15 protein-coding genes and 1 pseudogene are annotated in these 17750 nt (G+C 46.2%); 7 read left to right on the forward strand and 9 right to left on the reverse strand.

Annotated features, from left to right (window positions below; translation table 11 throughout):
• Positions 1–20: 20 nt before the first annotated feature.
• Positions 21–842, reverse strand: a complete 822-nt coding sequence (locus SOM40_RS12165; protein ID WP_320530033.1) for an alpha/beta fold hydrolase — start codon at positions 840–842, stop codon at positions 21–23.
• Positions 843–990: 148 nt separating this feature from the next.
• Here SOM40_RS12165 and SOM40_RS12170 point away from each other — a divergent pair, with 148 nt between their 5' ends.
• A complete protein-coding gene (locus SOM40_RS12170; protein ID WP_320530034.1) occupies positions 991–1458 on the forward strand; it encodes a MarR family winged helix-turn-helix transcriptional regulator in 468 nt (155 codons plus the stop codon).
• Between the two features lie 936 nt (positions 1459–2394).
• Here the strand turns inward: SOM40_RS12170 and SOM40_RS12175 are convergent.
• Positions 2395–3180, reverse strand: a complete 786-nt coding sequence (locus SOM40_RS12175; RefSeq protein ID WP_071444128.1) for an IclR family transcriptional regulator — start codon at positions 3178–3180, stop codon at positions 2395–2397.
• 148 nt (positions 3181–3328) lie between these two features.
• On the opposite strand from SOM40_RS12175, the gene SOM40_RS12180 reads away from it, so the two are divergent.
• Positions 3329–4921 (forward strand): MFS transporter, encoded by a 1593-nt coding sequence (locus SOM40_RS12180; RefSeq protein WP_312187273.1) that lies wholly within the window; start codon positions 3329–3331, stop codon positions 4919–4921.
• Between the two features lie 10 nt (positions 4922–4931).
• Complete coding sequence (locus SOM40_RS12185) at positions 4932–5960, forward strand: HlyD family secretion protein (RefSeq protein WP_180210379.1); 1029 nt, start codon at positions 4932–4934, stop codon at positions 5958–5960.
• Positions 5961–6217: 257 nt separating this feature from the next.
• On the opposite strand, the gene pdxR is transcribed toward SOM40_RS12185, so the two are convergent.
• A complete protein-coding gene (gene pdxR / locus SOM40_RS12190) occupies positions 6218–7597 on the reverse strand; it encodes a MocR-like pyridoxine biosynthesis transcription factor PdxR (protein ID WP_320530035.1) in 1380 nt (459 codons plus the stop codon).
• Positions 7598–7706: 109 nt separating this feature from the next.
• Here pdxR and SOM40_RS12195 point away from each other — a divergent pair, with 109 nt between their 5' ends.
• From SOM40_RS12195 to SOM40_RS12205, 3 genes are read left to right on the forward strand one after another with little or no spacing between them, the layout of a single operon-like run.
• Positions 7707–8132 carry a GNAT family N-acetyltransferase gene (locus SOM40_RS12195; RefSeq protein WP_071444132.1) on the forward strand — a complete coding sequence of 142 codons (426 nt, stop codon included), beginning with the start codon at positions 7707–7709 and terminating at the stop codon, positions 8130–8132.
• A 7-nt stretch (positions 8133–8139) separates the two neighbouring features.
• Entirely contained in the window at positions 8140–8748 is a 609-nt protein-coding gene (locus SOM40_RS12200) for an FMN-dependent NADH-azoreductase (protein ID WP_228302848.1), read from the forward strand.
• Positions 8749–8763: 15 nt separating this feature from the next.
• A complete protein-coding gene (locus tag SOM40_RS12205; RefSeq protein ID WP_048993039.1) occupies positions 8764–9243 on the forward strand; it encodes a carboxymuconolactone decarboxylase family protein in 480 nt (159 codons plus the stop codon).
• Between the two features lie 194 nt (positions 9244–9437).
• Here SOM40_RS12205 and SOM40_RS12210 read toward each other — a convergent pair whose 3' ends face one another.
• Positions 9438–9887: a carboxymuconolactone decarboxylase family protein gene (locus SOM40_RS12210; RefSeq protein ID WP_071444133.1), complete on the reverse strand. Its 450-nt coding sequence runs from the start codon at positions 9885–9887 to the stop codon at positions 9438–9440.
• Positions 9888–10744: 857 nt separating this feature from the next.
• Between SOM40_RS12210 and SOM40_RS12215 the strand changes: the two genes are divergently transcribed.
• Positions 10745–11824 carry a DUF2442 domain-containing protein gene (locus tag SOM40_RS12215; RefSeq protein ID WP_320530036.1) on the forward strand — a complete coding sequence of 360 codons (1080 nt, stop codon included), beginning with the start codon at positions 10745–10747 and terminating at the stop codon, positions 11822–11824.
• Between the two features lie 26 nt (positions 11825–11850).
• Here SOM40_RS12215 and SOM40_RS12220 read toward each other — a convergent pair whose 3' ends face one another.
• From SOM40_RS12220 to SOM40_RS12240, 5 genes and pseudogenes are all read right to left on the reverse strand, one after another.
• Positions 11851–12315, reverse strand: coding sequence for a hypothetical protein (locus SOM40_RS12220; RefSeq protein WP_320530037.1), 465 nt, complete (start codon positions 12313–12315; stop codon positions 11851–11853).
• Positions 12296–14335, reverse strand: coding sequence for a hypothetical protein (locus tag SOM40_RS12225; protein ID WP_320530038.1), 2040 nt, complete (start codon positions 14333–14335; stop codon positions 12296–12298). The genes SOM40_RS12220 and SOM40_RS12225 overlap by 20 nt, the downstream gene beginning before the upstream one ends.
• On the reverse strand, positions 14332–16062 hold the full coding sequence (locus tag SOM40_RS12230) for a site-specific integrase (RefSeq protein ID WP_320530039.1): 1731 nt from the start codon (positions 16060–16062) through the stop codon (positions 14332–14334). Before SOM40_RS12230 ends, SOM40_RS12225 begins: the two co-directional genes overlap by 4 nt.
• Positions 16055–17344, reverse strand: coding sequence for a site-specific integrase (locus SOM40_RS12235; protein ID WP_320530040.1), 1290 nt, complete (start codon positions 17342–17344; stop codon positions 16055–16057). Before SOM40_RS12235 ends, SOM40_RS12230 begins: the two co-directional genes overlap by 8 nt.
• A gap of 73 nt (positions 17345–17417) precedes the next feature.
• Positions 17418–17723: pseudogene (locus tag SOM40_RS12240) on the reverse strand (Y-family DNA polymerase); the annotation flags it as partial.
• Between the last annotated feature and the right edge of the window lie 27 nt (positions 17724–17750).

Here is a 17750-nt window from a genome sequence, read left to right on the forward strand (position 1 = left end):
GTATGGAACAGGCCACCTCGTTAGCCGCGAATAAAGCTCAGTACGTCAGCATTAAAGCGGTCGGCCTCTGTCTCAGCCAGACCATGTGAACCGCCGGCATATATCTTCAGTGTTGCGTTCGCAACGATCTCAGCGGCGCGGTGTGCTGATGCCTTAATGGGCACAATCTGGTCATCGTCACCATGAATAATCAGGGTAGGACGATCAATCTGCTGCAGATCGCGTGTGTAGTCGACCTCTGAGAACTCATGGATGCAGTCATATTGTCCTTTAATCCCCCCCTGCAGCCCGATCCTGCGAAAGTTTTCCCGCAGCCCGTCATTGGTTGGTACATGGTCGCGATTGAAGCCATAGAATGGCATGGTCAGGTCGAAGAAGAACTGGGCACGGTTTTTAGCCGTTCCTTCGCGGATGGCATCAAATACGTCCAGCGGAGTACCGTCGGGATTAGCATCCGTCCGGAGCATCTGAGGAGGTACTGCGCCAACCAAAACAACTTTAGCTACACGCGAAGTACCATGACGACCGATATAATGTGCTACTTCGCCCCCCCCTGTGGAATGGCCTACTAAAATCAGGTTCTTCAGATCCAGCGCTTCAATAAGTTCGGCCAGATCGTCAGCATATTGATCCATATTGTTGCCATGGAATGTCTGGTCCGAACGCCCGTGGCTGCGCCGGTCATGAGCGATAACCCTGAAGCCATTCTGGCTGAAGAAGAGCATCTGCTGATCCCAGGCGTCAGACGATAACGGCCATCCGTGAGCAAAGAGGACTGGCTGACCTGAGCCCCAGTCTTTATAGAAAATGCCAGTCCCGTCTGTCGTTGTGAATGTGGACATATCGTTCTCCAGTTATGCGTTGTATGTTTTTGTGCAATTGATTTGTGCACGACTTGTTTGTGTATGAGTTAATTTGGCACTGAATTTTGTTGTTGTCAATCGCTTGCAATTAAATCGCACACAAATTATTTTAGAGACTGGAGGACATATGACTAAAGAGATAAATACCGGGGATTTACTTCCGGATGTGCACGGCATGCTCTGTTTCTCGCTATACTCCGCGGGACATGCGTTTACGCAGCTCTATCGCCCAATGCTCGATAAGCTGGGATTAACCTATCCCCAGTACCTGGTGATGATCACGTTGTGGAATCAGGATGGACGCACTGTGAAGGAACTGAGTGGAATACTCTTCCTTGAGTCCAGCACGCTGACTCCTTTACTTAAGCGGCTGGAGAGTGCGGGGTTGATCACCCGGACACGCAATCCGAAGGATGAACGTGAAGTGCTTATTCATCTGACAGAGAAGGGGGATACACTGAAGATTGAGGCCAGCAATATCACGCGCTGTATTGTAGATACCCTTGGAATGGATGCGGATGCAGTTGCTGACATCAAAGCATCAGTTGATAAGATCCGTGATCAGATACACCGTGCACATAGACCGGACATCTGATGAAGCTATAAAGACAATAGGGTCCTGCATAACATGAAGTTGCAGGGGGGATATCTTCTGGAATTCATCCAGGGGATTAATCCTAGAAAACCCGGTGTCGTTTTGCAGGTACCCTTTTGCTGACGCTTATAGCGATTAACTGCAAGAGTTGTTTTCCCGTTTCCATGCTCAGAAATACGAGTTAGCTTCCAGAGCTTTTTTGCTTTTGGCGCCTGCTCAGTCTCTTGATCCGCTGTCCTTGGTCTGACTTTTTTCTGTAATGTAGACTCTTTCCTTGGTTACTCTTTACACCTGCTTGTGATTGCTCTGAATTATATGGCTGAGGGGGAAATCAGTACAGAACGTGGCCTGCACGCTGAGATATGACTCGGTGAGCGCATTCATCACCATGTTCAGGAAAGTGCTGGGTAAATCGCTGATGCAGTATTTTGCTTCGCTGAACTGAGGCGTTGCCGGTACGATTAAGCTTTACTATGCCGTCACAACCTGTACGACATCGGATGGATAGAAGCTTAATCCATCCGCAGTGAGAATAACGCCGGATATTCGCTTCTGGCTGGGAGTTCAATTGATGGATGCAACAAACTAGCTGAAATGCTTTGCTGGTGATCCATCATATAGCATTTTTCCTGGCCTCTTGCTGAGCTATCTGGCAACACTGTTTAGTCTTTGCTTGCTGTACACCGATATGTTAGTTCCTTTCAGTAAATGCTGTCTGAGCATTCTATTGGTACTTTCATTTTAGTCACGTTGCTAAGGTGAGCGAGGATCAAACAAATAAACCTCTATGCCTGTGGTAATAGTAAACCGGGATGGTTAGTCATTTTAGCCCTGACGATTACATAATATTCTATGTAACAAATAATCACGCAGAATGGGGTAGGCCATGCCAGCGTCCTATCTGATTTCGTTAAGAATACTTATTCTTGTTGTTAATTATTCTACCACCGTAATTATTCTTCCAATTTCATTAGCTATCGCCTCCTTGCATTGCATTAGTTCTTTCCGATAAAAGGTTTCATTTTTATGGAAACGTGCCGCTGGAACTAATAATGAGATAGAAAAGCGACCAAAAAGTGTGTCTAGCGCTACTGCTATCGTGCAGACGCCCTCGAGAGTTTCACCCAGATCTATAGCCAGCCCATTGGCACGAACATCGGCGATCAGCTCCAGAAGTTGTGGAAGAGTTTTAACTGTCATTCCGGTTAGATCTTCATAGGCTTCGCCTACCAAGATGCGGACATCTTCATCACTTTCCATAGCCAGTAACACCCGACCGCCGGAAGTACTGTAGAGCGGCAAATTAAGTCCAATACGAGGTACAACACGTAATTCACGTGATGCTACAACGTAATGGACGATTGCCAGCTGGGTACCACTGGCACGTGCAAGGGTCACTGTTTCATTAATATTGGCCGAAAGTTGTTCCAGGAAGGGACGTACAAGATCCACTACATCGCTGTGCACACTGGAAATAAGTTTGAGTAGTGCTGGTCCCAGACGCAGGCCACCTGCACCGCTGCTACGCACAAGTTGAGCACTCTCTAAGGCCGCGACTATACGCTGCACCGTTGAACGAGGGAGAGCAACCTCCTGCGCAATTTCCCCCAGACTCATGCCGCCAGGGTGCTTACCCAGCACATTCAAAATTGCAGCTGCGCGGGCGATAACCTGAATCCCCGCGGGTTTTTCATCCTCAAAGCTTGAAGCATTTACGGCCATATAGAGCTCCTTATTGTCCGGTGACGGCAGCCTGTTACCTCAGTTCATGTATTAATTATCACATTGCAACGGACGCTCTCGCAATGTAAGATGTCACACTGTACCACAATACGGTACATCGTACCGATTTAATGCACGAGAACATTGTATGAATGCACAGCGTTCTACCCCACCCTCGCCCCCCTTTACCTGGCGCCTTGCAATGGGATTTGTGGGTGTACTGATTGCAGCCTTGACCTCCGGCCTTAATGGTCGGGTTATAGATATAGCGCTTGCAGATGTGCGTGCCGGAATTGGCGTGACTTATGATCAAGCCAGTTGGTTCACATCTGCCTACCAGGCCGCGGAAGTAGTGGCGATGATGATCGCACCATGGTTTGCTGTGACTTTTTCGCTGCGTAAATTGGCTCTTGGTTGCGCTGGCGGTTTTATGGTTTGCGGCATACTTTTACCCTTACTACCGAACGCGCATTTGTTTATTCTCTTGCGAACGATACAGGGCCTGTTTAGCGGTGCACTTCCTCCCTTACTCATGACTGTGGCGCTACGTTTTCTGCCACCATCTATAAAACTTTATGGCCTGGGAGCTTATGCTCTGACTGCGACTTTTGGTCCAAATGTGGCACCTTCACTGGCGGCATTCTGGACAGATGAAGTGAGCTGGATGTTCATGTTCTGGCAAGTGGTCCCCGCCATTTTGATTTCGATGATATTTATTGGCTGGGGTTTGCCGCAGGACCCGATTTATCTCGACCGATTTAAACAGATCGACCTGTTCGGTATGCTTACCGGCTGTTCTGGTATGACGTTTTTAATAATCGCCATCACTCAGGGTGGACGTCTGGACTGGTTTGAATCGCCGTTATTTAATTGTCTGTTATCCAGCGCCATCGTGTGCCTGGCGATTTTTCTGATTAATGAATGGTTTCATCCCCTCCCTTTGTTCAAATTACAGATGCTGGAGAGAAGTAACTTTTCATATGGCCTGATGGCGCTCGCTGTAGTGTTGGTACTGGCGCTGGCTGGCTCGGCTTTGCCGTCCAATTTCTTTGGCAAAGTAGAGGGCTTTCGAACAGCGCAATTTGCGCCACTGGCTTTGACCATTGGGCTCCCGCAGTTAATTATCACCCCGCTTGTTGCCGCACTGCTTAGTCTGCGCTGGGTTGATTGTCGCTGGCTGATAGCTTTCGGGATTGCTCTGATGATTTCCGCCAGCCTAATGGGTATGCAGATAACCAGCGGCTGGGCACGCCAGAATTTCTGGGCCATACAGGTTCTGCAGGCGATTGGATTACCGTCAATTATTTTACCGTTGCTTATGAGCGCAACCAGTGTTGTGGCTCCCCCGGAAGGACATTATGCCTCTGCTATGTTCAATACCGTACGGGGTTTTTCAAGTATCGCTGCTGGCGTTTTAGTGGAATGGTTTATAAATCACAGAGAACAATTTCATTCTAATGTTCTGGTCAATAACGTAGCCAACCGCCCATGGTTGATATCGACACCGGTCAGTGAGCAGGCCAGCAGCAGTATCCCTTTATTACACGACGGCAACATCAGCAACACCGAGAACATCGCGGGATTTATCACCTTATTGAAACATCAGGCAATTGTTCTGAGTCTGGGCGACAGCTATCTGCTGATGACTGGCTTTGCCGTCCTGCTGTTATTACTCACTATCTGGTTGCCAAAACGTGTCTGGCCGCCCCAGACACGTTTTCAACCTGCCATGAAAAAATAGAGGTGGTTAAATGATATTTCCTGTATCCAGAAGAACGATTCTGCTCAGCGCATTATTAATACTGATGATGACAATGATATTTTTCGTCTGGTCGACAATGCTGAATAATGATACCCGTACCAATGATGCCTATGTAAATGCGGATTACACACTGGTAGCACCAAAAGTATCGGGTTATATCAAAAATATCTATGTCGCAGATAACCAACGCGTTAAAGCAGGGCAAACACTGGCCACGCTGGATGATCGTGACTACAAAATAGCGCTTGAAATGGCGCAAGCTAATTTGCAGCTTAGTGAAGCAAAACACCTGAGCAGCCTTGCACAACTGGAGCAGCAACAATCCATTATTGCCCAGACAAAAGCGACCCTTTTAGCCAGTCAGGCATCGGCGCAGTACGCCAGTCAGAACGCTGAACGTTTTAACAAGCTTTATCAAAGAGGTACCGTCGCTGCGGACGATCAACAAAAAGCCCATTCAACGCAGCGTTCTGCATCCGCAGTCGTTCGTCAGAACGAAGCTGCTCTGACCTCAGCAGAAAAACAGGTAGGCGTGTTGAGGGCTGCATTACGTCAGGCGGAAGCCGATGTTGCAGTCGCGCAGGCAAAGGTCAGTCAGGCGAGGGTTAATCTTTCTTATACGCGTATTGTTGCACCAGTCGATGGGATGGTAGGCCAGCGTTCGGTGCGCCTCGGTGCCTACGTTAACGCAGGGACACGTCTGCTGGCTGTGGTTCCGCTACATCAAACTTACATCATTGCCAACTATCTTGAAACACAGCTGACAAATGTTCAGCAGGGGCAGAAAGTCTTAATTAAAATTGATGCCATGCCTGGCAAAAAGTTTACTGGACATGTCGATAGTATCGCTCCTGCAACCGGCGCAACATTTTCTGCCATCCAGCCAGACAATGCAACGGGTAACTTTACTAAAGTCGTTCAGCGTTTACCGGTAAAAATAGTGCTGGATGGTAATCAACCCGATGCAAAATTATTGCGCGTTGGGATGTCAGCCGTTCCTGAAATTGAGATCCGCTAATATTCCAGACATTCTCAAAACCCCGATCTATTTTTGAACGTCTGGCTTAGAAACGGTGTTCCCGTTATCTATACATAATTTCCTGTAGAAAATTAAGGGCACTGAAACCAAGCTAGCTTCCTGTAAGAAAAACGCATGTACTATCACGATCATATTTAGTCGATCCTCATTTACAGAGAGTGATCGACTAAATATTTTTATCAGGCAACAACACTAGTAAACAATAGGTTATTATTCACGTCAGGCTATCAAAAAACTTAATGCTGCATAAGCGCCAGTGTTTTTCCCTTAACCCGCTCCAAAATTTTCTGCGCCTCTTCGGTTGAGCGAATATTAGTGTATCCAATTACTAACCCATAACGTTTTTGTGTCTGCGCATACCAGCTTGAGAGTGGCCGGACGTAAAGCTCGTGCTGTGTCCATAATGCAGCTAATGCAATATCTTCAATACCGCGTTGCAGGAAGGCAACAATATGCATCCCGCCATCTGTAAGCTCAAATTCAAATAACCCTGGAAAGCTCGTTTCAATTGCTTCAAGCATCATGCGACGCCGCTGCTGGTAGAGTAAGCGCATCTTTTTTATATGCCGGTAGAAGTGTCCTTCGCTAAGGAATTGCGCAAGTATTTTTTGCGGCAGTAATGGCAGACCCGTTTCAAGGATTTCGCCCAGTTCACTGAAACGGGCTACCGTCTCCTGTGGTATTACCATATAGCCGATACGCATAGCTGGCATTATCGTTTTACTAAACGTACCAGTATAAATAACCCGGTCATGCATATCGAGGCTTTTCAACGCCGGGATTACTTTTCGTGTGTAATGAAACTCTCCGTCGTAGTCATCTTCGATTATCCAGCTACTGTTTTGCTGTGCCCAGGCCAGCAACTGATGCTTACGCGGTAATGAAAGGCTAACTGCGAGCGGACTTTGATGAGTGGGTGTAACGATAGCGAAGCGTGCATCGTTGTGATAGCGCTGAAGATAATCAACATCCATGCCCTGCCGATCAACAGGTATATAGTGCAGATTGGATGCCATTCGCTTCAATAATTGCTGACCATAAAAGTAGCCAGGATCTTCAAACAGCACTTTATCTTCAGGCTGTGCAAGTACCGACAGAATTAACCGTAAGTTGGCCCGATAGCCGCTGGTAACAAAGATTTGCTCCGGTCGGCAATCCAGTCCTCTTGAAATATTGAGATAACTTGAAATGGCCTCACGTAGCGGCTGAAAGCCCATTACCGGGGGCATGAGCATTTCTTCTGGACGAAGACTTCGCGCCGCTTTTCCCGATATTAGTAACCATTTTTTATGGGGAAATTCATCCAGAGCAGGGATTCCGAGCCTCAGATCACCCTTCCTTTCAGTAACCTGAGCGTTAAGTGAACAAGAAGATACAGCGTTGTCTGCGCTGACCGTTGAAGTCAGCCTGAGCTCCGGATTTATATAGGTCCCCTTCGCCCCCAGACTCACGAAATAGCCTTCTCCAATAAGAATTTCATACGCGGTTTCTACCGTTTTTCGCGCTACCTGCAACTCGCTCGCTAGCGAACGAATCGAGGGTACGCGCGCTCCCGGTTTCAGAAGACCGTCCTGAATCTGCTGACGATAGCGGGCATAAATCTCTTTGTACCCCATTAAATGCACCCTTAGATGTCATATCAATTAAGTTCAATAATGGCCCTTTTTAATCAGACATACAAGATTAAGATATGGCTATTAACTAAGCCACTCAATATGAGACGTCATGAAGATTGAACATTACGACACCGCTACTGACCTTGCCCATTGCTTTGCGCTGATGCGGGAACTACGCAGCAAACTGACGAATGAGAAACAATTTATCGCCCAGGTACAGCGCCAGCAGGCGCAAGGCTATCGGCTTGCAGGACTAGAGCAGGATGGCAAACCAATAGCGCTGGCCGGATATCGACTGCTCGAAAATTTTATTCACGGGCAATTCTGTTACGTCGACGATCTGGTAACAGTGAGCGAGGCTCGCGGTCAGGGGATGGGTGCAACGCTGTTGAATCACTTAGCGGTAATCGCACGTGAATACGGTTGTGGTCAGATGGTCCTTGATACCGCCATTAGTAATTCAGGAGCCCAGACATTTTATCAGCGTGTCGGATATACCGCCCTCGGCCTGCACTTTTATCGCGATCTCACCTGAGGAAAAAATGATGAAACTGCTTCACATTAAAGTCAGTCCGGATTTATCAGGATCGGCATCCCGCGCGGCGTCTGAACGCCTGGTAGAAAAATTACGCGCGCATCATGCCGAGCTTGAAGAATCAGTGCTGGACTTGGCTCAACGGCCGCTACCGCATCTTGATGCATTTACCATTGCTGGTTTTTTTACCCCACCAGACCTACGCAGTGAAGCTCAGCTCAACGCTATTAAGACTTCGGAACAACTGGTAGATCAGATTTTTGATTGTGACACGCTGGTTATCTCATCACCGATGTGGAACCTCGGCCTGCCTTCCGTGCTGAAGGCTTGGTTCGATCATATAACCCGCGCCGGACGAACTTTCGCCTTTACGCCAGAGGGCAAAAAAATAGGGCTAGTCAGCGGCAAAAAGGTGTATTGCGTTGTCGCCAGCGGCAGCGTATTTGCCCACGGTCCATATGTAGCAGATGACCAGTTCACGCCATACATTCGCGTAGCGCTTGAATATATTGGCATTACCGACGTGCAATTTATTCGGGTAGACGGAACGCATGATCCCGTCACTCGTACTACCGCATTACCCCATGCACTACAAACCATTGATCGTTTATTTTAAAAAGAGGATTACAATATGTCGTCACGTGTGAATCATTTCAAAACCATCCCGGCACTGGCTAAAACACTTGCCGATGCTTCTATGGCATTAGGAAAAATCTCGCTGGATAAAAAACTTAAGCACTTAGTGGATATCCGTGCCTCACAGCTAAATCATTGTGCATTTTGTCTGGATATGCATGTTAAAGAAGCAAAAATGCATGGGGAGCGTGAACTGCGTCTTTATCACGTTGCAATTTGGCGGGAATCGCCATTGTTCAGCGCCAAAGAGAAAGCAGCTCTGGCACTGACTGAAGCTTTGACCCGCATTGGTGATAATGGTGTAAGCGAAGCGCTTTACAACGAATTGCGCGAACATTTCTCTGAAGTGGAAGTATCAGAGTTAACATTCACCATTGCTGTAATCAACGCTTGGAATCGCCTGCAGATTTTATCACAGATGGCACCAGGCTCGATGGATAGCGCTTACGGTCTGGATCGTGCTGAATTACATTGATAAATGTCCGCCGCCAACACTTCACGTTGGCGGCTTTATTTTTGAATCTAAGCTTGCATAAGTTTCCATACCTAAAAGAATGTTAAGATTGATTATTTTCATGACTTGCTGCTAAAAAATGAAAAAACCGCCTTTCGGCGGTTTTTTCATTGGGGAAATTAATAACCAATCGCGAGAAGAAAACGAATGGTAATTTACGCCTTGGCCAGCGGCTTCATTCGAAAGCTGATGCCCATACGATTAAGTGCATTCATTGTTGCAATAACGATGGTCAAGTCGACCAAATCTTTTTCACCAAATACTGAAAGCGCTGCAGAATACGCTTCATCCGAAGCATGTGTCTCACTTACACGGGTAACTTCTTCTGCCCATGCCAATGCCGCTTGCTCCAGATCCGAGAATAAATAAGTAGCCTCTTCCCACACTGGAATCAGTACTATCTTATCTACTGACATACCACACTTTATAAGATCGCGTGTGTGAATATCAATACAATGCGCACAGCCATTAATCTGAGATACTCTTAAAAAAACCAAATGTATTAGCTCTTCCGGAAGATTTGTTCCTTTTGTGGCGAAATGATGCAGCGCTCCCAGTGCCTTTGAGCCTTCTGCAGATACTTGAAACCAATTTGGACGATTCATTTTCTTTCCTTTAGAGATAGTTAGGTAGATGATTTATCTACGGAAATAGCCCCACCTTCTTCAGAAGGGTTACTAACTGATACTTCAGAGTTAAATCATAATAATCAAAATTGACATATAAAAAAGACACAAAGAAGAAGAAAACGCGTAGGACATGATAAAAAACGGAATACTATGGCTCTAATTGGAGTTTAAATTTATTTGACAATGATGGTTTTAGAATGGCCACTTTTAATCTTCAAGCTGGAACGGAACCTTGGGATATGACTCGGTAGATACTCCATAATTGTGATCAAGAAGGTACAAGATATATCGTCTGGACAATATTTCGTCTTGCAGAATTGACGATTACCAGGATGCTAAAACCTGGTTATCACAAATGAAAACCGAGGTTCACAAGGAAAAGATGTTTAATCCATCAGTAATGAAAGTAATTCTGTATGTCCGCCTCTCGCTCATATGGGACAACCATAATCACATCTCCTTACCTAATGGAAATTGAACATGAAAATACTCTATAATGATAGACCAAGCGTGTTTCGCTATTAATGGATTCTTAACCTCCATTATATGGCCTACATTGATTCTTTAATCATACAGGCTATGTCTGGTAAAACCTCTCTGAAAGCACGGCTCCTACTCTAACTTCACGGGGAATTGATACGTGCTTATCCACTGGGTTTAACTATCTTCACTATAATGATCATAGACTGCCACAAAGATTTTAGTTAGCATATGGAGAGTATCAAAATGGACGGGAATTAAATTAATCTCTGGTGATAAACACTCATAATTTGACGGCAGACATTTTTTCCAGGGTAATGCTTTCATTAACCCTATAATTAGAGGCTTATTGGATGAATTGGCATTTGTACTCCCTTCCGACAGATAAGTTGCAGGTGATTATTGCCGACCAGTTGGGGAAAATAGGTGGGGATATACCTCCGCTAGATATCTTCCAGCATGATATCAATACCGTCTATGTAAGGTACTGGAAAAAGCGCCTTACCTCACTTCATCGAGTTGTTATTACCCGTACCAGATACGCTCAGCTTATAGAGCAGGTTATTAAAGGACATAGCGAAACATTCAAAATCTACTCCGGAATTGAGGCGTCTCTTGGCGAGCGTGCAAAAATGCTTAAGGATTTAGTAGATTCACCTGCTGGAGCAGATATTACAGAAGAACTTAATATCCGATATTACCGCATATCAAAGTGTGACCGTCAAGCAATGACCATTATTCAGCGTACAGCTGCGCTGGAAGGTATTGCTAAATGGATTCGCGATAACAACGCACCTGAAAGCAAAATCGTGGAGTTAGCGGAAGAGTATGAACGGGTGGTAGTGTTGGGTAAATTAGTAGGCGCTGAATTATTGATGCTTTATGCTGATTCTGCTGTCGAAATGAGCCGCTATGCAGAACTAACTGATAAGATCAAAAGCGCAACAGGAGAAAAGTTCCGGAGCCTTACAGTACCGCTTAAGGAAGAAATCAACTGGCAATCTTTCCAGCGAAAGATTATCAGCGCAACGAAAGAGCATTGCCTCAGCATACAGCTCTTCGCGCTGCAACAGATGCTGGAATCTGCAAATGCTGAACGAAATATTAGTCAGTCAGCTTTTTCCGCCTCAGTGAAACAAGCTGATCGTATAAAGTTGACGGTAATATCGGAACCGCAGCATGCGCTCGAATTTCCGGTTAATGTGTCTTTTGAGCATGCTATGATCTGGATTGAACTAGCTGATGGGCGGGTTTTAGGGGCGCCACTACAGTGGTTTCCGAAGCTGCGTGCAGCCAACAGACTTGAACGTGATAAATACAAAATGACCCCCGTAAGTTTGATATGGAAAGATCTTGATACTACAATCCATATGGATGACCTTTTTGATAACAATAATGCCCCTTTATATCCCATAGATGACCCAAATAAATGAATATGGTAATTATTAATCTTTACGGTTCATAGTTTCCTATCGCCTCGAGGGTCTATAAGTAAAACATTCGTGGCCGGCAGTTGTCTTTCTAGTTCAGCTATACGGTCATATAGCTCGATAATAGTCGCGTCAGCTTCACTTAGCAGGCTTGCAAGATGATCTCGTTGCTGCTTAATTTCACCTATTCGCTCCCTGAGCCCGCGATTCTTTTTGCGAGCTAATAAATTAAGCTGACGCCCCGATGGCTGCTGTCCCTTTGAATATGATTCCACATACATTTGAATTTCGGCGATGAGTAATGGGAAGCGAGTTTTTTTCAATGCAGAGGGATCACTGCCAGCTTCTTTTGCAACATTATTTTGACTGACCAGAGTCCCTTTCGGTAATCGTTCTGGTTTATTATTTTTTAAACGCTCGAATGCTGCACGATACTGCTCGGCAGCACTTATACGTTTGCTCCTAATAATGGAGTTATTTTTTACAGATGACACGGCGATAGTTCTCCAGGCTACGTTTCTGGGCTTCCAGCGAAGCCCTTAAAGGAGTGCCTGCATCGGCAGCAGCCAGGCGCTCGTCCAGCACAGCTTCTAACATTTCGACTTCGTCAAGTTGTTCAGTATCGAACAATACGTCGGCACAAGGTTTGGGTTCTGAAAAAGAGTCCCCCCCGCCACAGCGAGCTATGTTATCAATTCCACCATAGGGGCATGGAGTTCGGCTTGTGCAGATACCCAGCAAAATAGGTCTATGAGCCACGATGCCTTTTTTGGCCAAATCTATCACTTTCCTGGCGTCTTCGGCCGACATAAGTCGGACGATATCTGATTTTCGTCTTTCCCCGTGGGGACTAATGAATCGATCGCTCGTAAGTTGCTGTAGTTGTCGTCCCAAAGTTTCGTACATGGTGCGGATATAGTAATCATGAGCCTTTTCTTCCAACCGTACACGTGAATGATTTTGCCCATAGTAAAGACTCATCGCTTTGGCGACATGCTTTAGTTGAAACTGCAAAGAGGCGTCGCTTACCAAACCTGATGCTTGCATATTGACAGCGCCGGTTCGTCGTAGTTGATGCCAAGCCAGTGGCCATATTCTTCCAACCGCAAACTCGTCTGTCAAAGTTGGAGTTACCTGACGAGCTAATTCAAAATCTTCTCTTTTTATTCGCAATTGTTCGGGATCGAAAAGCTTGTTGAACGACCTAAGTATATATAAGTAGCTGGGAATTGACGGGCGATTCGAAGGGTTTCTTTTGGTGAATTGTGTTCCCCATAGTTCAAACATGTAATCAAACAAATAACGATTGGGCTTATAAAGTTGCTTATAGTCACTTCCTAGAGGAAAACTACATTCCGCACGGAGGTTTGCAATTCCACGTAGTGCTTCAACCGCCACGCTGACTGAAGGTGACGTCACCCATATTGCTTCAGCATCTGACATTGTTTTGGTTGTTCTTCCGCGCAGAACATAGATGTCACCAAACCGTGGATCGTTTTCAATGTGCAGGCAATCTCCTCGCAAATTCCAGGCTTCTTCGACTCGCATTAGACTGAAATTAAGTAGATAGCTCAATGCTGCGCTACTTACGAGTTTCAAGTAGCTACTTAGCGTTTGAATTCGAATTTCATTAGCATTTACTCCCAGCCACCGATTAAATAATTCTACTATACCAAAACGATGAGCTGTCTTGATAAACAGACCATAGTACTCATTTCCCGCCAACTTCCCCTTTGATCCCTCCAACGGCGACTGAAAAGGGTAGAAAGATTGCGGTCTGGATTGTCCCCGAAGATTGATAGCATTATGTTTATACGCAGCCAGGCAAAATCTAAAACATTCCTCAACCTGTTTTTGGTGAGTCATAAAATCATCCAGACACTCACGCAAGCGCGTAATTTGATAGTTCCAAATACGTGGGGGTATGTAGGGAGTCTGAAGCTGTTGATGGTCGGGGATACACATAGCTAGACGAGCAAGCCCTTTACGATCAAGCAATGTAAAACCAAGGTCTTCTCTCCTCTCGTATAGTTCATGCAGCAATGCCACAAATTCCTTGGCCCGGGATGCCTGGGGTATATTCGGGATAAACTCGGCCACATTTGGATACTTACTCAAATTGGATGCAAGAATGCCTTTTTGAGTACACAGAACAAATATTCTACGCATCTGATCGAACCGGGTTTTAAGACCTCGATGTCCACGAGAACCATTGGGACCATATAACCACCAACCTGTTACGGTGCGCAATAAATTGGCGTTACCAGGATCTATCGCGGCAACATGTTTCTTAACTGGACCATCGCCAAAATTAAGGGTGAGCGCCTTTCCTGCCCATGGGTCAAGCCGCCAAACTGCATCTCCCCAACGACTCACCACCTCACCATTTGCCGCAATAATTACCGGCCAATCAGGTAAAGGTGGCCAAATCGGTGGGCGATAATTTGGCGAATCAGGAACAACTAGGGGTGACTCGATGCTGAGTCTCAGTTCCGAGAGAATATTTGTCTTCATAATGTTTTTTGCCGTAACTCTACCAACCTAATGAAACCTTCCCATGCCGGATGATAATGCCCTTCAGATATACGTATTCTTACCTCTTCAATCCAGCTCTTACGTACTTCGCTGCTTTCTTCGAAAAAGCGAAGTTTAGCTGTCAGCCGATCAATGACAGCCAGTGCTGGATGTTCAGTTGACAGTTGCGGATCCAAAGTTGGGGGGCGGTACCGGGCTAACTCAAGCGATTTGAGGTAGCGTAAACTATCCAGAGACCATACATGATCTTCACTTTCTATATCCCGGTGCTGTGTACAGAACAAGCAGCCCGCAGCATTTATGCAATCGGGACGAGGGGCATTCCTCGGTATAATATCTACTGATTCAGGTATGGCCGATATACATCTACCGGGTGCTGGAGGTGCAAGATAAGGATCAGTTTTCTGATGAAATCGAGCAATCTCCATCATGGTAATTTGAGGATGAGGGTCGGTGTAAACACGTATCAACGTTTCTACTGTATGTTGAGCCAACTCTGCAACTTGATTTGGATTCCGCGACTCCCGAAGCAGCCAATTGATACGGGTCCCTCGTAGTTGACGAGGTTTTATCATCGAAATGCCAAGCTCATGGCAGATATTGTTAATATTCTCGAATTGAGTCGCCTTTTCCAGAATTCGCCCGCCACTGCGTATGAGTGGAAAAAGTAGACTATCCGGCTCATTCGCAAACCATGCAGAACGCCATTCGAGATAGCGCTTGAGCCAAGCTTGATAGCCAGCAAAGATCTCGAATAGCACTTCCCCTTCACGTCGATTTTTGTAAGCGCGAACCTGGTAGCCATCCAGATGACTCGTATAATGAAACTGTTCAACCCGCAAGGTATGGGCTTGTTGCAGATTTAACCCTGTCTGGCCAATGAACATAAGTAATTCACACTCTATACGTAAATTGACTAATGAATAGCGTGTTCGCAGTGTTCGATCTTCTTCCCAGGCAGTACGTTTTGATCGCGAAACTTCAATTTGACGCCGGGATCGAAGTTTAATACGGTGTTTTTCCCCCGTCTGCGGGCGGGGCAGTCCTGACCAATGCTCCAGCTCTTGTCCCGTACGTAACTTAATACAGACCGGCAATGGCCCAATAGTTGCCTCAGTCGTCAGCGAATTACATATATCAGCCAGAGCATGGCCAAATTGAAAAGTATTATGTAGGTATTGTTTATCTGCTTTGCTTGTATGTACTTTGCCTTTGCCACGGGGCTTACGAACGCGAGTATTTTTGCTCAGGCTTGACTGACGACATAACACACGATCAAGCATCGTCGCTGTTAACCTGGTTAAATCATATAGACTCCCTTCGCTAAGCTTGCGATCAACCATATGACGGTGTCGCAAATAGTCTGACCAACGAATGTAAGTATCTGCAACAGTCTCGAGACTAAGGTCGCCGCCTTCTGAATCGCTCCAGGAGAAAAAAGTACGTAAGGCATTAATTTTGTTTTTTGTCGAGAATCGACTTCCGCCGCCAGCTAGATCATCAGTTAGTTGTTCATGTAGTTGTATCACCAATCCAACACGTTCCGTTAAGAGATGACCGAGTTCGCCTTGAGCGATCTGCCGAGCCACACGCTTCACCTTTGCCGCTGCGCCGCCACGAAACAGTAAAGGCAGGAGATCCCAGGGTGTTTCAGTTGCACCATACTCTAGCATCGGGAAGGTAAGCTCTATTTCGCAACTATCCATTCTTCCGTCTCCCTAAACTGATCCCGCTAAATGCCACCATGAAATTATGAGAGAGAGCTTCTTTGATTGGCTGAGCCTGTACGAATCGAATATATTTAAAGGTAGTAGCTTCCGAATTAGGGGCATGAAGTAGCGCGTCGCTGACTATCGCAATGACCAGAGCCACGTCGGCGCAATTGGACAGAGCCAAACGTGCCAGCTCGGTACCAAAGGTGCATCGCGACTGATGGAAGCGAAATCTGCGAAGCACATGTAACCCAGCCTTAACTCCTCGGTGTCGAAATTCTGACATCTCGACATTCACTGCTGATGACTGATCGGATCCACGCCTACCATAGGTGTTCCCGAAACGGGTCAGGAATAGCAAATCATGATTTTCGGGCGAGGTTTTCAATACCCTCCCCATTCGACGCAACCCCTTTGCATATTCAAGCAATGCATCGCGCAAAGCTTCAGGTACCCAGATTTGGCCTGACACATCAAATTTCGTATGTACTGGTGGGGTTACACCTGGACCAATTGCTATCCGCAGCAGCCCTTTAGCAGATGAATCAGGGACGGCATTTTCAAGCGTCTGAATTTTAAGGTCGCAAATGCTTCCCAGCCTCATACCTGTAAAAAAACCAAGTGCCAACATGTAGTAGAGTTCAGGCGTGGCATTCTCTCTGGCGAAATCCAGAATGGCGTCGCGATCCTTCTCAGACACAGGTAACAGTCCGTCTTCCAAGCTCTGGCCAAGTCGTTTGCGATTTGGAATGCTGAGATCGGTTGTAGTTCCATTTATTGTTCTTTCAAAACCTATCCGGTCAAAAACTTTGAAGATATAGGGTTTATCCCGCCACAAAGTTACATGTGGTGCAAGAAGCTCTCTTTGCTTTACCCATCTATAGAACATGATGCAATTGCGCATGTATTCAGATGCTGTTGAGGGGCTGATATGGCCTGCATTACGCATTTTAATCAACGCACCACGGTATAAAACCAGACAGCGTTCAGCTTTTCGAGTAGGAAACTCTAACCAATACAGTTCGCGCAATTCTAGAAACTTGGCGTAATTTAAAAGACCATTCATGTTGCTACTAATGGTCTTAAGAGAAGCTTCTCCACTCATTGCTCGCTCAAAAGCCCACAAATTTGCTTCTCTCCATGGCGTAAAATCTGCCCAGAAAATCTGAGGCAAGCCATCCAGAGAAGGCCGATTATTGCTGGCAGAATAAGTTACGTTATTTTTATTGCGTTCAATATTGTGCGGGATGAAATGAATACGCTCCAGTGTCGCCATACGAGTACCTCGATAGACTAAAGAACGTCCATAGATTGGACCATGTTGTTTGGATGACCACACTATATAACTTACTCTTATCAATGGAGTAGATCTCAACCCCCGGGGTGATCTCTTCCAGGGTGGTCATCACCCGGTGGCTCATATCGGCGTACAGTTCGTAATTACTGCTGAAGGTGACAATCCCGTGGCGGCGAAAAATCTCTCTCTGCTTGAAATAGGGTGCCCCCATCGTCACCAGCCCTTTCGCTTCGGCGCTGCGGGCGATGACGCAGCCATCGTTGTTCGACAGCACCACCACCGGGCGCCCCTTCAGATCCGGGCGAAACACGGTTTCGCAGGAGGCATAGAAGCTATTCACGTCTACCAGCGCAAACATGATTATTGGCGCGCTTTGACTGGCGCG

Origin of the sequence: Leclercia sp. CFBP8987 (genome assembly GCF_034044995.2) — a bacterium.
GTDB lineage: Bacteria > Pseudomonadota > Gammaproteobacteria > Enterobacterales > Enterobacteriaceae > Enterobacter > Enterobacter tamurae.